This is a genomic window from Enterobacter cloacae complex sp. IR5458, assembly GCF_049238025.1.
GTDB lineage: Bacteria > Pseudomonadota > Gammaproteobacteria > Enterobacterales > Enterobacteriaceae > Enterobacter > Enterobacter kobei.
Map to the genome: position 1 here is coordinate 35,816 of NZ_JBMKIF010000002.1, position 18,237 is coordinate 54,052.

Here is an 18,237-nt window from a genome sequence, read left to right on the forward strand (position 1 = left end):
TAGCGCGATTGAGATGACAGGAGACGTCCATGAGCGAGCAAACCATTCGTTTAACGCAGTACAGCCACGGAGCCGGTTGCGGTTGTAAAATTTCCCCGAAAGTGCTGGAGACCATTCTGCACAGTGAACAGGCGAAGTTTGTCGACCCGAACCTGCTTGTCGGCAATGAAACGCGTGACGATGCTGCAGTTTATGACTTAGGTAACGGCACCAGCATTATCAGCACCACTGACTTCTTTATGCCAATTGTCGATAACCCCTTCGATTTCGGGCGCATTGCGGCCACCAACGCCATCAGTGATATCTTCGCGATGGGCGGTAAGCCGATTATGGCCATCGCCATTCTGGGCTGGCCAATTAATACCCTCGCGCCGGAAATTGCCCGCGACGTCATTGATGGCGGCCGTTTCGCCTGTCAGCAGGCGGGAATTGCGCTGGCCGGTGGTCACTCGATTGACGCGCCTGAACCTATTTTTGGCCTGGCCGTCACGGGCGTGGTGCCGACCGAGCGCGTGAAGCGCAACAGCACCGCGCAGGCGGGCTGCAAGCTGTTCCTCACCAAGCCGCTCGGCATTGGCGTACTCACGACCGCCGAGAAAAAATCCCTGCTGAAGCCGGAACACAAAGGTCTGGCAACGGAAGTGATGTGCCAGATGAACCTTGCGGGCGCGGCATTCGCCAATATCGACGGCGTGAAGGCGATGACCGATGTGACCGGTTTTGGTCTGCTGGGACACCTCTCCGAAGTGTGTCAGGGCGCGGGCGTGCAGGCACAGGTCTGGTATCAGGACGTGCCGAAACTGCCGGGCGTGGAAGAGTACATTGCGCAGGGCGCGGTGCCGGGCGGTACTCAGCGCAACTTTGCCAGCTACGGTCACCTGATGGGCGAGATGCCTGAAGAGTGGCGCAACCTGCTGTGCGATCCACAAACTTCCGGCGGCCTGCTGCTGGCGGTCACACCGGAAGCCGAAGCTGACGTTCAGGCAACGGCTGCCGAGTTTGGCATTACCCTGACGGCGATCGGCGAGCTGGTGACCGCACGCGGTGGCCGACCGATGATTGAGATCCGTTAATTCGATGCGGTTGTTTATTGCCGAAAAGCCGAGCCTGGCGCGCGCCATCGCCGACGTGTTGCCGAAGCCGCACCGCAAGGGCGACGGCTTTATCGAATGCGGTAACGGGCAGGTGGTGACCTGGTGTATTGGTCACCTGCTTGAGCAGGCGCAGCCGGACGTCTACGACAGCCGCTACGCCCGCTGGAACCTCAACGATCTGCCCATCGTGCCGGAAAAATGGCGCCTGCAGCCCCGGCCTTCGGTGACCAAACAGCTGAACGTGATCAAGCGTTTCCTGCAGGAAGCCTCTGAAGTGGTTCACGCAGGTGACCCGGACAGGGAAGGGCAACTGCTGGTAGATGAAGTGCTGGACTATCTCGAGCTGGCGCCGGAAAAACGCCAGCAGGTACAGCGCTGCCTGATAAACGACCTCAACCCGCAGGCGGTAGAGCGTGCGATCTCGCGTCTGCGTGCCAACAGCGAGTTTATCCCGCTGTGCGTCTCGGCGCTTGCGCGCGCGCGCGCTGACTGGCTGTACGGGATCAACATGACCCGCGCCTACACCATCCTCGGGCGTAATGCGGGCTATCAGGGGGTACTCTCCGTGGGCCGCGTGCAGACGCCGGTGCTGGGGCTGGTGGTGCGTCGTGATGAAGAGATTGAGAACTTCGTCGCCAAAGATTTCTTTGAAGTGAAAGCGCATATCGTTACGCCTAAGGACGAACGCTTTACCGCCGTCTGGCAGCCGAGCGATGCCTGTGAATCGTACCAGGATGAAGAGGGGCGCTTGCTGCACCGTCCGCTGGCGGAGCATGTGGTTAACCGTATTACCGGTCAGCCTGCCATCGTCACCAGCTATAACGATAAACGGGAATCAGAACCCGCACCGCTGCCATTTTCGCTCTCGGCCTTGCAGATTGAGGCGGCGAAGCGCTTTGGCCTCAGCGCGCAAAACGTGCTGGATATCTGCCAGAAGCTCTATGAAACCCACAAGCTGATCACCTACCCGCGTTCGGATAGCCGTTATCTGCCGGAAGAACATTTTGCCGGTCGCCACGCGGTACTGAATGCGATAAGCGTACACGCCGCCGATCTCCTGCCGCAGCCGGTGGTGAATCCGGACACCCATAACCGCTGCTGGGATGATAAAAAGGTGGACGCCCACCATGCAATTATCCCGACGGCACGCGCCAGCCACGTTAACCTGACGGATAACGAAGCGAAGGTCTATAACCTCATCGCCCGTCAGTATCTGATGCAGTTCTGCCCGGACGCGGTGTTCCGCAAATGCGTCATTGAGCTTGAGATTGCCAAAGGTAAGTTTATCGCCAAAGCGCGTTTCCTCGCGGAAGCGGGCTGGCGCACGCTGCTCGGCAACAAAGAGCGTGACGAGGAGAACGACGGTACGCCGCTGCCGGTAGTCGCGAAAGATGACGAGTTATTGTGCGAGAAAGGTGAAGTGGTTGAACGTCAGACCCAGCCGCCACGCCATTTCACCGATGCGACGCTGCTGTCGGCCATGACCGGGATTGCCCGATTCGTGCAGGATAAAGATCTGAAGAAAATCCTGCGCGCCACCGACGGTCTGGGTACGGAAGCGACGCGAGCGGGGATCATCGAACTGTTGTTCAAGCGCGGCTTCCTGGAGAAAAAAGGACGCTATATCCACTCCACGGAGCCGGGCCGGGCGCTCATCCACTCCCTTCCGGAGCTGGCCGCGAGGCCGGACATGACCGCGCACTGGGAATCCGTGCTGACGCAAATCAGTGAAAAGCAGTGCCGCTACCAGGACTTTATGCAGCCGCTGGTGGGGACGCTGTATCAGTTGATCGATCAGGCACGCAGTACGCCGGTGAAGCGGTTCAGAGGGATGGTTGCGCCGGGTAGCGGCGCGAAGAAGCCCTTTAAAAAGAAAAAGAGCGCGGCAGCTTCTTAAACCGTAGGTCGGGTAAGGCGAAGCCGCCACCCGGCGAAAAGCAGCTCTGCGGCCTGAAAAAAAGCCCGGTGGCGGCTACGCCTTACCGGGCCTACAGGGCGAGAACACAGTGAAAGCTTAAATCACACCCTGCCCAATCATCGCATCCGCCACCTTAACGAATCCTGCGATATTCGCTCCGCGCACGTAGTTAGTTTGCGACGCTTCACCGCCGTACTCCACGCAGGCGTGGTGAATATCCAGCATGATATGGTGCAAACGGGCATCCACTTTCTCCGCCTTCCAGCCAAGACGCGCGGCGTTTTGCGCCATCTCAAGGCCGGAGGTTGCCACGCCGCCCGCATTGGCGGCCTTGCCTGGGGCAAACAGCACGCCCGCTTCGAGGAACAGATCCGTCGCATCGATGGTGGTCGGCATATTCGCCCCTTCGGCCACCGCCTTCACGCCGTTGCCGATCAGCGTGCGCGCGGCGTCCACGTCCAGTTCGTTTTGCGTGGCGCACGGCAGGGCAATATCCACCGGAACACCCCACGGCTGCTTGCCTTCCAGATACGTCAACCCAAATTCCTGGGCATAGTCTGCGAGCCGCCCGTCGCGGCTGGCTTTAATTTCGCACAGGCGCGCCAGTTTTTCTGCCGTAAAGCCCGCTTCATCCACCACCGTGCCACGGGAGTCCGAGGCCGTCACCACGCGGGCGCCAAACTGCATCGCTTTTTCGATAGCGTATTGCGCCACGTTACCGGAGCCGGACACCGCCACGCGCATCCCTTCAAACCCTAACCCGTGACGTTTGAGCATCGCCTCGGTGAAATAGACCAGACCATATCCGGTCGCCTCCGGGCGAATCAAACTCCCGCCAAACGACAATCCTTTGCCGGTAAAGACGCAGGCGCTGTTGTTGGAAAGCTTTTTCATCATCCCGGCCATAAAGCCCACTTCGCGGGCCCCCACGCCGATATCCCCCGCCGGTACGTCGGTGTCCGGACCAAGGTGGCGCCAGAGCTCGGTCATCAGCGCCTGACAGAAACGCATCACTTCACCTTCGCTTTTCCCCTTAGGATCGAAGTCACTCCCGCCTTTCCCGCCGCCCATCGGCAGGGTGGTGAGCGCGTTTTTAAACGTCTGCTCAAAGCCGAGGAATTTCAGGATCGACAGGTTCACGGAAGGGTGGAAACGCATGCCGCCCTTAAACGGGCCGATGGCGGAGTTAAACTGCACGCGCCAGGCGCGGTTGACCTGGACCTGATTGCGGTCATCCACCCAGGTCACGCGGAACTGGATCACCCGTTCTGGCTCAACCAGACGTTCCAGCAGCGACAGTTGACGATAACGCGGGTTTTCTTCAAGGAAAGGCCACAGGGTGGTCATCACTTCACGAACGGCCTGAGCGAACTCGCTCTGATGCGGGTCGCGCTGCTGAACATGGGCAAGAAAGCTTTCCAGAGAGCGTGTCTGATCCATAGATATAAGAACCCCTTATAGTCATTTATGTGTATTGCTTATGCGATTTGTGTTGTTTTTTTGACTATACCACCCGTACTGCTTTGTGAAGCAAGCAGAAATGTAGGGTGAAAGGGAAATTAATGACCCGCGCTGCGTCATAACAAAAAGCAATGATGTGTGAAATTAAAGATTCTGCCCGATTAACCGTTATAGTCATTATCAGGACATAACAGGAAGACAAGTCTATGAATCGTTACGTGATGGCTGCATTTTCGTTGATGTTGACCGCTGGCGCGCAGGCTGACCGCATTCGCCCGGACGTGGAGGTGAATGTCCCGCCGGAGGTCTTTAGCTCCGGCGGCCAGCGTGCGCAACCCTGTAACCAGTGCTGTATCTATCAGGATCAAAATTATTCTGAAGGAGCAGTGGTAAAAGCGGACGGGGTTTTGCTGCAATGCCAGCGTGATGAACGCGCGATCAGCACGAACCCGCTGGTCTGGCGGCGCGTAAAAGAATAAACGCCTCCAGCAGCGGAATATCCGCCGGGGCCAGGTCGTAGCTCAACGCCTCTTCCGGCGTGCACCACGCCAGCGCGCTGTGGTAGTGTGCGGTTAACGCTCCGCTAAAGGCAGGAACATACCAGGCGTGCAGGTGGATTAACCGCTGCGACACTTCGCGCTGGTGGCTTGCCACATACTGCACGGGCTGCGCCTCAATACCCAACTCTTCACGCAGCTCGCGGATTAGCGCCTGAGACTGGGTTTCACCGGCCTCGACTTTTCCGCCAGCGAATTCCCACATTCCCGGTTGATCGGCGTGGGCAGGGCGCTGCGCCAGTAAAATTTTGTCGTCTTTTTCGATGATGGCCGCAACGACATCGACTGTTTTTAGCATGGTCGTCAATACTTGATAGCGAAAAACGACATATTATCGTGCCCTTTCAAAGAGTCCAGTCATCAGGAGAAACAGGTGAAAGAGTCGTCCACCTGGGTAGAACCCATCCCAACCCTTCCGGCGAGCGTAAAACCGATTGCCGCCATGCAGCGAAAACACTTTGGTGCAGTCCTGAATCCCACGCGCTGGTGGGGGCGCATGCCGCGTCTGTTCTGGCTGGTCGCATTGTTTGTCGGTTTTCTGGAGCGAAGAAACGCGCGCCTTACGCCGCAACTCCGCTCGCTGCTGATGACGCGGGTATCGCAGCTGTGCCACTGTGCTTTTTGCATTGATGCTAACAGCCTGCGTCTGGCCGAGCGCAGCGGGGCGCTGGATAAAGTCCAGGCCGTGAGCGACTGGCCAGACTCTGACCTGTTCAGTGAACAAGAGCGCGCGGCGCTGGCCTATGCTGAGGCGGTCACCGCCACGCCGCCCAGGGTGGATGAAGCAATCAAAACGGCGCTGAAACGCCACTTTACCGATGAGGTTATTACTGAAATGACGGCGCTCATCGCCTTTCAGAATCTCTCCGCCCGCTTTAACGCCGCGCTGGATATCCCGGCGCAGGGGCTGTGCGCCACGTTTAAAGGGAAGACTGATGCTTGACCGTCACCTGCACCCACGGATAAAACCCGCGCTGAATCGTCTGGTCTCTGCGCTGGATAAGCCGGGCATTACGCCCGACGGACTTACCCTGGCGGGGTTTGCCATCGGCCTGCTGACGTTGCCATTTCTGGCCCTCGGCTGGTACCCGGCAGCACTGGTCGCCATCGTCCTGAACCGCCTGCTGGATGGTCTGGACGGTGCGCTGGCGCGCCGGAGAGGGCTCACGGATGCGGGAGGGTTTCTGGATATCGCACTCGATTTCCTGTTCTACGCGCTGGTGCCGTTTGGCTTTGCGCTGGCGGCACCTGAGCAGAATACGCTGGCTGTCGCCTGGCTGCTGTTCGCATTTATTGGCACCGGGAGCAGCTTTCTGGCCTTTGCGGCACTGGCGGCGAAGCACAATATCGACAACCCCGGCTATGCGCACAAGTCGTTTTACTACATCGGCGGGTTAACGGAGGGGACGGAGACCATCGTGCTGTTCGTGCTCTGCTGCCTGTTTCCGGCCCATTTTGCCGTGTTCGCGTGGATATTTGGCGCGTTGTGCTGGCTGACCACCACAACGCGCATCTGGAGCGGTTATGTGACGCTAAAGTCACTCAAACCTTAACGCGTACTCTCGGGCCCGCGCTCACCGTGGGAGACCGGGTTCTGCGGGTGACTGCTCCACTCATACCAGCCGCCGTCATAGACGGCGACGTTCTTCCAGCCCATCGCCCGGGCGTACATAAAGGTTTCAGCCGCTCGCCAGCCGGTGCCGCAGTAAAAGGCGACGTGCTGCTCCGGCAGGATATCCCACGTTTTCCACATGGCGGTGATGTCGTCGGCGCTGCGCATAGTGCCGTCCGGGTTGTGGAAATCTTCCATGTGGGTGGCATCGCTTCCCGCGTGGCCCCAGCGGGCGCCGGCAATGTCACCTTTTGGTTTTATGTAGCTGTAGCCGCTGGTTTCGCCGATAAATTCCGGCCACGAACGAATACTGACGAGAGAGGCATCCTGGCGGTGCAGCATACCGCGCGCCTGTTCCATATCCACCATCAGTTGCGGCTGACCGGGGATCGGTGCGCCAAAATCAGGGGCGGGTTTCACTTTCCCTGGCGTACCGCGTTCAACCGGCAGACCCGCATCTGACCACGCCTTCCAGCCGCCATCGAGTATGCGCACATCCTTCACGCCTGCATACAGCATAATCTGCGCCACGCGCGCGGCGGCGTAAACGTCACGACCATACAAAATGACGGTGGTATCGTGACGGATCCCGTGCTTCGCCAGCATCGCTTTCAGCTTGTCGTCGGAAACTTTATTCCACAGCGGCTCGCTTTCCACTTCGTTGGTGTCGATGTATCCCGCGCCGGGAATATGGTTCAGCAGATAAAACTTCGGCGCACCCCAGGCCGCTTCTATGACTTTCCATTCACCCGCGGGCGCGGCTGTCACCGGTTTACCCTGCTGGAGCTGGTGGATCCACTGTGGATAGACCAGCTGTTCAAAGTGCGGCAGACGCTGCAGGCGGTCCGGGGTTTGCAGGGCATCGCTGAGCAGCGAGATAGCGTGATATCCGGCTTTCTCCAGGCGCGCTTTCACCGCAAGGTTGGCGCTATCGTCGCCGTACAGCGCGACAGGCGTCGCAGGCGAAAGCTGATGCTGTTTAGCCCAGCGCGCCAGCTGTTCGTCGCTCATTGCGTCAAGCCAGCTGGCTGCAAGGTTGAGCGCTGCGGGTTCATGCCCGGAAGGACCGCTGAGGGTCTGCGGCCAGCCGTTGTAGAACGCGCTGGCGCGGGTGTCGACAGGCGTACCGTGCTGCGCCTGAAGCTGGGACAGCGTGAGTGAATTGGCCATTTCAGCCGCCTGAGAGGAAAACGAAGCGAGGCCGCAGAGCAGGGCCAGCGCGGTCAGTTGAGAAACACGTTTCATCGAATAACCTGACGTCAGTAAAAGAGGGGGGCATTGTCGTCTCTCCCGAAACGGAAAACATTGCGTTAGCACATTATTGCCAGCGAGAAATCTCAATCACCTCGCCGGCGGGCGGAATATCGTCCTCATCATGGGTGACCAGCACCACCGGAATATTGCGCGCCCGGACGGTGTCAAACACCCAGGCCCGAAACGTCGTGCGTAACGCTTTATCGAGGCGACTGAAGGGCTCATCCAGCAGCAGTGCCTGCGGTTCAGCGAGCAGGGCGCGCAGCAGACTCACCCGGGCGCGCTCACCGCCGGAAAGGGTTGCCGGGTCGCTGGCGTAACGGTCGCCAAGCCCGGCGGAATTCAGCGCCAGTTCGACGGCTTCCCGACGTGCGTGTCCGGGGAACCGCTCAGGCAACGCCAGCAGCAAATTTTGCCCGACGCTGAACGCGTCAAACAGCAGCGCGTCCTGAAAGAGAATGCCCAGCCCGCGAGATTCGACGGGAAGGCCGTCGCAGCGACGCTCATCGAGCCACAGCTCGCCCCGTGCCTGAAAATCATCTGACAGCGCGCCGACCATCCAGGCAAAAAGGGTCGATTTTCCGCTGCCGGAGGGGCCCATCAGGGTGACGATCTCCCCGCGGGGAACGCAAAAATTGACCTCGCGGAAAAGCGGTTCGATGGTGAGATCCTTTACCTTCAACATTAACGTAATCCCTGACGATAGCGGCCCGCAAGGCGGGAGAAGAGTGAGGCCAGACCGAACACCGTGCCCGTGACCAGCAGTAAACCCAGCGCCCGGTTAGCGAGAACCGGGATGCTGCCCCCGCTGCTGAGCGCGACGGTCTCGGTGGTCAGCGTGGCGAAACGACCTGCGCCCAGCCACAGTGTCGGCATATATTGCGCCATGCTGACTGAAAAACCGGTGGCAAAGGCCAGCAGCGCAGGGCGCACCAGCAGAGGGCATTTCAGCAGGCAGAAGATTTTTGCCCGCCGCCAGCCGAGCGTCCTGGCGGTAAGAATAAGCCGGGGATCGAGCCTTTGCCAGGCCGGTTGCAGCACCAGCAGCATCCAGGGGAGTACCCAGAGCAGATGGCTCCAGAGCACGGCGGCATAGTGCCCGTCGAGGCCCAGATGTAACGCAATGGCATATTGCCCCGTGACCAGCGGTAGCGCCGGGAGCGCGAGCGGTAACCACACCCACGGAGCGCCTCGCTGCGGCCCCCATTCCAGCCAGAGAAAAATGACGATCAGGGCGACAAGGCTCGAAAGCAGACCGAAAGAAAGGCTGGTACGCACCGGGCCAACATCGTCCCGTTGGGCCAGCATCAACAGCACCGCGGCGCAAAGTATCCCGCACGCGGGCAGAAATCCGCTGAATACACGCTCTGGCAGGGCGAGATGAGACCTGTGGCGTGCGCCCGTCGGATTTGCAAACGTGCGACGCCACACCTTCCACAGCCCGTAGCCCAGCGCAGCAAGCGCGGCCAGCAGCAGAAGGAGAAGCAGGCACAGCAGCGTCCCTTTTGCCTGCTGCTGTATGTCGCCCTGGCTCAGCCACTGCCAGGCCAGCACGGCCAGCGTCGGCGGGTTACCGGGCCCGAGAACGATCGCCACGTCCACGACGGACAGCGACCACGCCAGCACCGCCAGCATCACCGCGCCGAGTACCGGCGCGATCGCCGGAAGGAGCAGCCAGTTAAGCGTCTGAAAACGCCCGTAGCCGAAGGTCTGCAGGACAATCTTCTGCGGTGCGAGCCGTTTTTCCGGCAGCACGGCGTAAATCGCCCACAGCACAAACGCGCTCTCTTTGACCGCGAGCGTCAGACCCAGCCCGATGCCGTAGCGGTCATACGGAGGTGAACAGACGGTGCAGACCTGATAAAACAGACCGCCTTCGGCAAACAGCAGCAACGCGCTGGAGGCGAAAGCCACATGGGGCACGGCCAGCAGCCACGGCAGGCGCGTACTGAGATGCCGCCAGCGTTTGCCGGGCCAGAAAAGGGCCACGAGAGAAAGGGCGATAAACAACGCCCCCAGCGTGGCGATAAGCGTTGAAACCAGGGTGGCGATGGCTGCCTGAGGCAATTGTGGGTCGTTCAGCAGCCGCTGCCAGTTAACGACAGAAAATGCCGGAGCAAGCAGCATGGCACCGGCGGGCAGGAGCGGCAGATAAATAATCGCCATCGCCAGCCAGACAAGCCAGCTTAACGGGTGCCGTAACGACGCAGCCATTCCTGCTCCAGCGCGTTAACCCAGGCGGACTGCGGCTCTGCCAGAACCTTCGGCAGCCCCTGCGGCGTATGAGCCAGCAGCTGTTTTGCTTCATCTTCGGGCAGCGTTTTCACATCCAGCACGCTCGGGTCACCCCAGATGGCCGGGTCGGCCTTGCGGATTTGCGCCCGCGGTGACAGCAGGAAGTTGGCGACGACTTTTGCGCCAGCGCTTGCGCTGGCATTGGCCGGAATCGCCACAAAATGGACGTTGCCGAGCATCCCGTTGCGAAAACCAAAGCTGTAGCTGTCGGCAGGCAGTTCGCCGCTCGCCACTTTCTGCTGCCCATGCGCCGGGTTAAAGGTCAGCGACAGATTCAGGCTCCCGCTGGCAAGCAGGGTATCCATCCGGGCGGGCGAGGGAGGGAAGTCTTTCCCTTCACGCCACAGCAGCGGGTGCAATTTATCGAGATACGCCCAGAGCGGGGCGGTCACCTGGGCAAAGGTGTCATCGGGTGCTTTTTGCAACGCATCCGGATGAGCCGTGAGCGTCATCAGCAGCTGCTCAAGGAACGCGGTACCGGTAAAATCGGGCGGGCGGGGATAGCTGAGCTTGCCGGGGTTCTGCCTTGCGTAATCCAGCAACGCCTGCGGATCTTCTGGCGGCGTCGGCATGCTGGTTTTGCGGGCGATAAAGGTCAGCTGCGCGCCGCCCCACGGCGATTCCGCGCCGTCTGTGGGAATGGCGAAATCTTCGGTGACAGGTTTGCGGGTATCGACATAGCGCCAGTTGGGCAACCTCTGCGCCCACCCGGTTTGCAGGAGATTAGCCTCTTTTAGCGTGCGGAAGTTTTCGCCGTTGACCCACAGCAGGTCGACCGAGCCATTCGTTTTGCGCCCCGCGGCGGCTTCGGTCTGGATCCGTTTTACCGCATCGGCAGCGTCGGCCAGCGGGACGATTTTAAGGGTAATGGCGTAGTGCGTTTGCATCTCGCCGCTCACCCACTCAAGGTAGCGGTTGACCGCCGGATCGCCTCCCCAGGCGTTAAACCAGACAGTCTGCCCGTTGGCTTGTTGCTGGATACTTTGCCAGCTGTCGGCGGCATACAGGGGGACGGCCAGCAGCAGGCCTGTCAGAAACGTGCAAAAACGCACACGGCGCATAATGCCTCACTTTTTGAACGAAGAGGTGTAACGGGAATACAGCCAGCGGGTAGCCAGCGGCAATAACCCCAATAGTGTAAAGGCGAAGACCATACCCGGCGATACAATATCGTGCAGCGATGTCACTTTTCCCAGCTCGCGCCCGGCGTTGAGGAAGACAACTGTGGCGGGCAGCATGGCGACCTGGCTAACCCACCAGTAGCGCCTCACCGTGATGCGGGTCACCCCCATCAGCAAATTCACCACAAAAAACGGGAACAGCGGCATCAGGCGCAGGGCAAAAAGATAGGCCGTACCCTCGCGTGCCATACCGGTATTCACCGTATTCATCTGTCGGGCAAAGCGCTGCTGAACCCAGTCGCGAAGGAGATAACGGCTGGCAAGCATGGCCAGCGTAGCCCCGAGCGTAGAGGCAAACGAGACCAGCACGGTGCCTTCCCACAGGGAAAACAGTGTCCCGCCCAGCAGGGTCAGGATCGTCGCGCCGGGAAGCGACAGGGCGGAGACCGCTACGTAGAGTGCAAAAAAGATCATTGCGCTCTGCAGCGGCGCGCGGTCGACATGGGAAAGTAACGTCTGCTGGTGAGTTTTAATCCCTTCCAGAGAGAGCGTGCCCGGTGGCAACATGACAAACGTCAGAATAAATGCGCCCAGAAGGGCGCACAGGAAGAGTAGTTTTCGACTGTTCACGCGCGATCAGAGCTTGAATTTAGCCCACACCGGCGCATGGTCCGATGGCTTTTCCATGCTGCGGATATCGTAGTCGATCCCGGTTTCGATGCAGCGCTCAGCCAGCGGCGAGCTGGCCAGCAGCAGGTCGATACGCAGGCCACGGTTGTCGTCAAAGCCTTTTGAGCGGTAGTCAAACCACGAGAAGCGATCCTGGGTTTCAGGGTTCGCATGGCGGAAGGTATCCACCAGGCCCCAGCCCAGCAGGCGTTCCATCCACTCGCGCTCTTCCGGCAGGAAGGAACATTTGCCGGTACGTAGCCAGCGCTTGCGGTTCTCTTCGCCTATGCCGATATCCCGATCCGTCGGGCTGATATTCATGTCGCCCATGATCAGCACCGGATTCTCTTTTTTCAGTTCGGTTGTCAGGTAGTTCTGCAGATCCTGATAAAACTTCGCTTTGGCGGGGAATTTTGTCTCGTGATCACGGCTCTCACCCTGTGGGAAATAGCCGTTAATGACCGTGATATTGCCAAGTGCAGAGGGCACTTCCGCCATGATGATACGGCGCTGCGCTTCTTCATTGTCCCCGGGGAAGCCGCGACGCACGGAAACCGGGGTTTCTTTGGTGAGCAGCGCGACGCCATAGTGACCTTTCTGACCGTGGTAGAAGACGTTGTAACCCAGTTTCGCGACCTCTTCGAGGGGGAACATGTCGTCGTGAACCTTGGTCTCCTGCAGGCCGATAACATCGGGCTGATGTTGCTCAACAATGGCTTCCAGTTGATGAGGACGGGCGCGCAGGCCGTTGATATTAAAAGAGACAAATTTCATAGTCGCTGCCAGTGCAAGGTGAATAGTGCATGGATGGTAGCAGAATTTGCATCAACTGTTACCGGGTTCGACCAATAACTGCGACAGATAATGCCGGTGGTGCAATATTTGCACCATCCTGACGCGTTTTGCCCCCGGACAGGGCGTAAATGGCCGGGAAATTTCGCGAGCGATCACAATTCCAGAATTATATTTGGCCTTTGCATACTCTTTCTTATTTTCATGCGGCAAAGCGCCGCTTATCGTAAAAATATTCACTTTTTATGCAGTAACAGTGAATAACTCCATGTCATAACTCATTGATATTCTGTTGCCTCAACCCGTTTATGCATTTTTATCGCTGGCTGGCACGAAGGCTGCAATCTACATTCACAGTGCAAACACTCAATTATTTAACATTCAAATAACCTTTTATTTACCGGATGAGGTCGCTATGTCTCTGTCAATTACGCGTGAAAATTTCGATGAATGGATGATGCCGGTATACGCGCCGGCGGCGTTTATTCCGGTTCGCGGGGAAGGCTCACGCCTGTGGGATCAGCAGGGGAAAGAGTACATCGACTTTGCCGGGGGGATTGCGGTGAATGCGCTGGGTCATGCGCATCCGGCGCTGCGTCAGGCGCTGAACGATCAGGCCGCGAAGTTCTGGCATACCGGTAACGGTTTTACCAACGAGCCTGCGCTTCGTCTGGCGAAAAAGCTGATTGACGCGACATTTGCCGAAAAAGTCTTTTTCTGTAACTCCGGGGCGGAAGCCAACGAAGCGGCGCTGAAGCTGGCACGTAAATATGCCCACGACAAGTTCGGTACCCACAAGAGCGGGATTGTGGCATTTAAAAATGCCTTCCACGGACGCACGCTGTTTACCGTGAGCGCGGGCGGTCAGCCCTCTTATTCGCAGGATTTCGCACCGCTGCCGCCGGATATTCGCCACGGCATCTATAACGATCTGCAGTCTGCCAGCGAGCTGATTAACGACACCACCTGCGCGGTGATCGTCGAACCGATGCAGGGCGAGGGCGGCGTGCTTCCGGCGCAAAAAGCATTCCTTCAGGGGCTGCGCGAATTGTGCGATCGCCATAATGCGCTGCTGATTTTCGACGAAGTACAGACCGGCGTCGGCCGCACCGGCGAGCTGTATGCGTATATGCACTACGGCGTGACGCCGGATATTCTCTCAACCGCCAAAGCGCTGGGCGGCGGCTTCCCGATTGGGGCCACGTTGACGACCGATAAATTCGCCAGCGTGATGACCGTGGGCACCCATGGCACCACCTACGGCGGTAACCCGCTGGCGACCGCTGTGGCCGGACAGGTTCTCGACATCATTAACACCCCTGAGGTGCTGAAGGGCGTTAAGCAGCGTCACGACTGGTTTGTTGAACGCCTGAACGCCATCAATGGCAAGACCGGACTGTTCAAAGAAATTCGCGGCCTGGGGCTGTTAATTGGCTGCGAGCTCACCCCTGAGTTTGCCGGAAAAGCTAAACTTATTTCACAGGAAGCGGCAAAAATGGGCGTGATGGTGCTGATTGCCGGTGCCAACGTGGTGCGTTTTGCTCCCGCGCTGATTGTCAGCGAGGAAGAGGTGCAAACCGGTCTGGATCGATTTGCACTGGCGTGTGAAAAAGTGAAGTCCGGGGTGTCATCATGATGGTCATCCGTCCCGTTGAGCGCGGCGATATCGCCGGGCTCATGCAGCTTGCCGGTAAGACGGGAGGCGGGCTGACCTCGCTTCCTGCCGATGAAAAAACGCTGTCGGCGCGCATTGAGCGCGCCCTGCAAACCTGGCAGGGGACGTTGCCAAAAAGCGAACAGGGCTACGTGTTCGTGCTGGAAGATACCGAGACGGGGACGGTGGCCGGGATCTGCGCCATTGAAGTGGCCGTCGGCCTTAACGACCCGTGGTATAACTACCGCGTCGGCACTATGGTTCACGCGTCGAAAGAGCTGAACGTCTATAACGCGCTGCCGACGCTGTTTCTCTGTAATGACCACACGGGTGCCAGCGAACTCTGCACGCTGTTCCTCGACCCGGCGTGGCGCAAAGAGGGCAACGGTTATCTGCTCTCCAAATCGCGCTTTATGTTTATGGCTGCCTTCCGCGATCGCTTTAACGAAAAGGTGGTCGCCGAGATGCGCGGCGTGATCGATGACACCGGCTACTCGCCGTTCTGGGAGAGTCTGGGCGAGCGCTTCTTCTCTATGGAGTTCAGCCGTGCAGACTATCTCTGCGGCACCGGCCAGAAAGCCTTTATTGCCGAGCTGATGCCGAAGCATCCTATCTATACCCATTTCCTTAGCCCGGAAGCGCAGGCGGTGATCGGCGAAGTGCATCCGCAAACCGCGCCAGCTCGCGCAGTGCTGGAGAAAGAGGGCTTCCGCTACCGTAACTATGTCGACATCTTTGACGGCGGACCGACGCTTGAGTGCGATATCGACCGCGTTCGCGCGATCCGTAAAAGCCGCCTGGTAGAGGTCTCTGAAGGTCAGCCCGCGCCAGGCGACTGGCCGGCATGTCTGGTGGCGAACGAAAATTACACCCACTTCCGCGCCATGCTGGTGCGGACTAACCCGAAATGTGAGCGTCTGGTGCTGACGGCTGCAGAACTGGATGCCCTGAAATGTAACGCCGGCGATACGGTTCGTCTGGTGCGTCTCTGCCCTGAGGAGAAAACAGCATGACATTATGGATTAACGGTGACTGGGTAATGGGCGAAGGCGAGCTGCGCGTAAAGACCAATCCGGTAGGTAATGAGGTGCTCTGGAAGGGAAATGACGCCAGCCCCAGCCAGGTGGAACAAGCCTGTCATGCCGCGCGTCGTGCGTTTCCGGCGTGGGCCAAACAGCCTTTCGCCACGCGCCAGGCCATTATTGAAACGTTTGCCGGGCTGCTGGAGGCGAACAAAGCTGAGCTCACGCGCATTATTGCTTCCGAAACCAGTAAGCCACGATGGGAAGCGGCAACGGAAGTGACGGCGATGATCAACAAAATCGCCATTTCGGTGAAGGCATACCATACCCGCACCGGCGAGCAACACACCGAGATGCCGGACGGCGCGGCGACGCTGCGCCATCGTCCGCACGGCGTGCTGGCGGTATTTGGCCCGTACAACTTCCCGGGACATCTGCCGAACGGCCATATTGTTCCCGCACTGCTGGCGGGCAATGCCGTTATTTTCAAGCCGAGCGAGTTAACCCCCTTAACCGGCGAGGCGGTGGTGAAGCTGTGGGAACAGGCCGGGTTGCCGCCGGGCGTGCTGAACCTGGTGCAGGGCGGTCGCGAAACCGGTCAGGCGCTCAGTGCGCTGAGCGATATTGACGGTCTGCTGTTCACCGGCAGCGCCGGAACGGGCTATCAGCTGCATCGCCAGCTGGCGGGACAGCCGGAAAAAATTCTGGCGCTGGAGATGGGGGGCAACAACCCGCTGATTGTTGAAGACCCCGATGATATTGACGCCGCGGTGCACCTGACAATCCAGTCCGCCTTTATCACCGCCGGACAGCGTTGCACCTGTGCCCGCCGCCTGCTGGTGAAACGAGGCGCACAAGGGGATGCCTTCCTGAAACGCCTGGTCGACGTGAGCGCACGTCTGGTCCCCGCCGCGTGGGATGCCGATCCGCAGCCGTTTATGGGTGGACTGATTTCCGAACAGGCCGCGCTGAATGTGCTTAACGCCTGGCAAAACCACGTTGCGCGCGGCGCGAAAACCCTGCTGGAACCCAGGCAGGTACAGCCGGGAACCTCGCTGTTGACGCCGGGTATTGTTGAGATGAGCGGCGCGAGCAACGTGCCGGATGAAGAGGTCTTTGGCCCGCTGCTGTGCGTCTGGCGTTACGACGATTTTGATGCGGCGATTGCGATGGCAAACAACACCCGCTATGGCCTGTCGAGCGGACTCATTTCGCCGCATCGCGAGAAGTTTGATCAACTGCTGCTGGAAGCGCGCGCCGGGATTGTGAACTGGAATAAACCGCTGACCGGTGCGGCGAGCACCGCGCCATTCGGCGGCGTGGGTGCGTCGGGTAACCATCGCGCCAGCGCGTGGTATGCCGCGGATTACTGTGCATGGCCGATGGCGAGCCTGGAAACCCCGGCGCTGACGCTGCCGGAGACGCTCAGTCCGGGGCTGGATTTTAGCGAAGGGGATCGTCATGAAAGCGCGTGAAGTCAACTTTGACGGGCTGGTGGGGCTGACCCACCACTATGCCGGTCTCTCCTTTGGTAATGAAGCCTCGACGAAGCATCAGTTTCAGGTCTCCAACCCGAAACTGGCGGCGAAGCAGGGCCTGCAGAAAATGAAAGCGCTGGCAGATGCCGGGTTTCCACAGGCGGTGATCCCGCCGCAGGAACGGCCGAACGTGGCGGTGCTGCGCCAGCTCGGCTTTACCGGGAGTGATGAGCAGGTGGTCGAAAAAGCGGGCACGCAAACGCCACATCTGCTCTCGGCGGCGAGCTCCGCCTCCTCTATGTGGGTGGCGAACGCGGCGACCGTCGCACCGTCAGCCGATACGCTGGATGGCAAAGTCCATCTGACGGTGGCTAACCTGAACAACAAATTCCACCGCGCCACCGAAGCGGAAACCACCGAGCGCGTGCTGCGCGCTATTTTCAACCATGACGCCCATTTTGAGGTGCATCAGGCTCTGCCGCAGGTGGCGATGTTCGGCGACGAAGGCGCGGCCAACCATAACCGTCTCGGAGGTGACTATGGCGAGCCTGGCGTACAGGTGTTTATCTACGGGCGCGAGGAGGGCGGTCATTCTGCCCCCGTTCGCTATCCTGCCCGCCAGACGCTGGCCGCCAGCCAGGCGGTCGCTCGCCTGAACCAGGTCAATCCTTCACAGGTGATTTTTGCCCAGCAGAATCCGCAGGTGATTGACCAGGGCGTGTTCCATAACGACGTGATTGCCGTTTCCAACCGTCAGGTGCTGTTCTGCCATGAGCAGGCGTTTGCGCATCAGGAGAAACTGCTCGCGACACTGCGCGAACGCGTACCCGGCTTTATGCCCATTCAGGTGCCCACGCAGGCCGTCAGCGTGCAGGACGCGGTTGAAACGTATCTGTTCAACAGCCAGCTGCTGAGCCGCGATGACGGCAGCATGATGCTGGTGCTACCGCAGGAGTCACAGGATCATAAAGGCGTCTGGCAATACCTGACGCAACTGGTTAAGGCCGATAACCCCATTGACGAACTGCGCGTGTTTGATCTGCGTGAAAGCATGGCTAACGGCGGCGGTCCTGCCTGCCTGCGTCTGCGCGTGGTATTAACGCCGAATGAAATGCAGGCCGTTAACCCGGCAGTCATGATGAACGAAGCGCTGTTTACCACCCTTAATGACTGGGTGGATCGCTACTATCGCGACCGGTTAACGCAGGCGGATCTGATTGACCCGCAGCTTCTGCGTGAAGGGCGCGAGGCGCTGGACGCGTTGACATCAATCCTGCAACTGGGATCGGTTTATCCGTTCCAGCGCTAAA

17 protein-coding genes are annotated in these 18,237 nt (G+C 59.3%); 9 read left to right on the forward strand and 8 right to left on the reverse strand.

The annotated features are described in order from the left end of the window. Nucleotides 1-29 precede the first annotated feature (29 nt). Together selD and ACOTYN_RS01600 are read left to right on the forward strand one after the other, a co-directional pair. Nucleotides 30-1,073: a selenide, water dikinase SelD gene (gene selD / locus ACOTYN_RS01595; RefSeq protein ID WP_014883453.1), complete on the forward strand. Its 1,044-nt coding sequence runs from the start codon at nucleotides 30-32 to the stop codon at nucleotides 1,071-1,073. Nucleotides 1,074-1,077: 4 nt separating this feature from the next. Beyond that, nucleotides 1,078-2,991 carry a DNA topoisomerase III gene (locus ACOTYN_RS01600; protein WP_045269436.1) on the forward strand — a complete coding sequence of 638 codons (1,914 nt, stop codon included), beginning with the start codon at nucleotides 1,078-1,080 and terminating at the stop codon, nucleotides 2,989-2,991. A 117-nt stretch (nucleotides 2,992-3,108) separates the two neighbouring features. Here the strand turns inward: ACOTYN_RS01600 and gdhA are convergent, their stop codons facing one another. Continuing rightward, nucleotides 3,109-4,452 (reverse strand): NADP-specific glutamate dehydrogenase, encoded by a 1,344-nt coding sequence (gene gdhA, locus ACOTYN_RS01605; protein WP_014883455.1) that lies wholly within the window; start codon nucleotides 4,450-4,452, stop codon nucleotides 3,109-3,111. A 227-nt stretch (nucleotides 4,453-4,679) separates the two neighbouring features. Between gdhA and ACOTYN_RS01610 the strand changes: the two genes are divergently transcribed. Continuing rightward, nucleotides 4,680-4,952 carry a YnjH family protein gene (locus ACOTYN_RS01610; RefSeq protein ID WP_014883456.1) on the forward strand — a complete coding sequence of 91 codons (273 nt, stop codon included), beginning with the start codon at nucleotides 4,680-4,682 and terminating at the stop codon, nucleotides 4,950-4,952. Here the strand turns inward: ACOTYN_RS01610 and ACOTYN_RS01615 are convergent. Next, the gene (locus tag ACOTYN_RS01615) at nucleotides 4,912-5,328 is read right to left on the reverse strand and encodes a pyrimidine (deoxy)nucleoside triphosphate diphosphatase (RefSeq protein WP_045269437.1); all 417 of its coding nucleotides are present in this window, start codon (nucleotides 5,326-5,328) and stop codon (nucleotides 4,912-4,914) included. The genes ACOTYN_RS01610 and ACOTYN_RS01615 overlap by 41 nt on opposite strands. A gap of 75 nt (nucleotides 5,329-5,403) precedes the next feature. Between ACOTYN_RS01615 and ACOTYN_RS01620 the strand changes: the two genes are divergently transcribed. Together ACOTYN_RS01620 and ACOTYN_RS01625 are read left to right on the forward strand one after the other, a co-directional pair. Beyond that, nucleotides 5,404-5,973 carry a carboxymuconolactone decarboxylase family protein gene (locus ACOTYN_RS01620; RefSeq protein WP_071922328.1) on the forward strand — a complete coding sequence of 190 codons (570 nt, stop codon included), beginning with the start codon at nucleotides 5,404-5,406 and terminating at the stop codon, nucleotides 5,971-5,973. Beyond that, entirely contained in the window at nucleotides 5,966-6,583 is a 618-nt protein-coding gene (locus tag ACOTYN_RS01625) for a CDP-alcohol phosphatidyltransferase family protein (protein WP_045269438.1), read from the forward strand. The genes ACOTYN_RS01620 and ACOTYN_RS01625 overlap by 8 nt, the downstream gene beginning before the upstream one ends. Here the strand turns inward: ACOTYN_RS01625 and ACOTYN_RS01630 are convergent. The 6 genes from ACOTYN_RS01630 to xthA all read right to left on the reverse strand — a co-directional run bounded on the left by ACOTYN_RS01630 (nucleotide 6,580) and on the right by xthA (nucleotide 12,755). Further along, nucleotides 6,580-7,887: a sulfurtransferase gene (locus ACOTYN_RS01630; protein ID WP_071922327.1), complete on the reverse strand. Its 1,308-nt coding sequence runs from the start codon at nucleotides 7,885-7,887 to the stop codon at nucleotides 6,580-6,582. The two genes, ACOTYN_RS01625 and ACOTYN_RS01630, sit on opposite strands and share 4 nt — an antisense overlap. A gap of 73 nt (nucleotides 7,888-7,960) precedes the next feature. Next, nucleotides 7,961-8,581: an ATP-binding cassette domain-containing protein gene (locus tag ACOTYN_RS01635; protein ID WP_071922326.1), complete on the reverse strand. Its 621-nt coding sequence runs from the start codon at nucleotides 8,579-8,581 to the stop codon at nucleotides 7,961-7,963. Next, nucleotides 8,581-10,110 (reverse strand): thiamine ABC transporter permease, encoded by a 1,530-nt coding sequence (locus tag ACOTYN_RS01640; protein WP_045269441.1) that lies wholly within the window; start codon nucleotides 10,108-10,110, stop codon nucleotides 8,581-8,583. The genes ACOTYN_RS01635 and ACOTYN_RS01640 overlap by 1 nt, the downstream gene beginning before the upstream one ends. After that, nucleotides 10,083-11,243 carry an ABC transporter substrate-binding protein gene (locus ACOTYN_RS01645; protein WP_371886121.1) on the reverse strand — a complete coding sequence of 387 codons (1,161 nt, stop codon included), beginning with the start codon at nucleotides 11,241-11,243 and terminating at the stop codon, nucleotides 10,083-10,085. Before ACOTYN_RS01645 ends, ACOTYN_RS01640 begins: the two co-directional genes overlap by 28 nt. Before the next feature lie 15 nt (nucleotides 11,244-11,258). Beyond that, a complete protein-coding gene (locus ACOTYN_RS01650; protein WP_032645241.1) occupies nucleotides 11,259-11,942 on the reverse strand; it encodes a TVP38/TMEM64 family protein in 684 nt (227 codons plus the stop codon). A gap of 6 nt (nucleotides 11,943-11,948) precedes the next feature. Further along, a complete protein-coding gene (xthA, locus tag ACOTYN_RS01655; protein WP_014883464.1) occupies nucleotides 11,949-12,755 on the reverse strand; it encodes an exodeoxyribonuclease III in 807 nt (268 codons plus the stop codon). Nucleotides 12,756-13,188: 433 nt separating this feature from the next. Here xthA and astC point away from each other — a divergent pair, with 433 nt between their 5' ends. Genes astC through astB form a run of 4 tightly spaced genes read left to right on the forward strand, consistent with a single transcriptional unit; the run spans nucleotide 13,189 to nucleotide 18,236 of the window. After that, on the forward strand, nucleotides 13,189-14,409 hold the full coding sequence (gene astC / locus ACOTYN_RS01660) for a succinylornithine/acetylornithine transaminase (RefSeq protein WP_023332757.1): 1,221 nt from the start codon (nucleotides 13,189-13,191) through the stop codon (nucleotides 14,407-14,409). Further along, the gene (astA, locus tag ACOTYN_RS01665; RefSeq protein WP_023332758.1) at nucleotides 14,406-15,440 is read left to right on the forward strand and encodes an arginine N-succinyltransferase; all 1,035 of its coding nucleotides are present in this window, start codon (nucleotides 14,406-14,408) and stop codon (nucleotides 15,438-15,440) included. The genes astC and astA overlap by 4 nt, the downstream gene beginning before the upstream one ends. Continuing rightward, entirely contained in the window at nucleotides 15,437-16,924 is a 1,488-nt protein-coding gene (gene astD, locus ACOTYN_RS01670; protein ID WP_117581569.1) for a succinylglutamate-semialdehyde dehydrogenase, read from the forward strand. The genes astA and astD overlap by 4 nt, the downstream gene beginning before the upstream one ends. Then, nucleotides 16,911-18,236: an N-succinylarginine dihydrolase gene (gene astB, locus ACOTYN_RS01675; RefSeq protein ID WP_023332760.1), complete on the forward strand. Its 1,326-nt coding sequence runs from the start codon at nucleotides 16,911-16,913 to the stop codon at nucleotides 18,234-18,236. Before astD ends, astB begins: the two co-directional genes overlap by 14 nt. The last annotated feature ends 1 nt before the right edge of the window (nucleotide 18,237 follow it).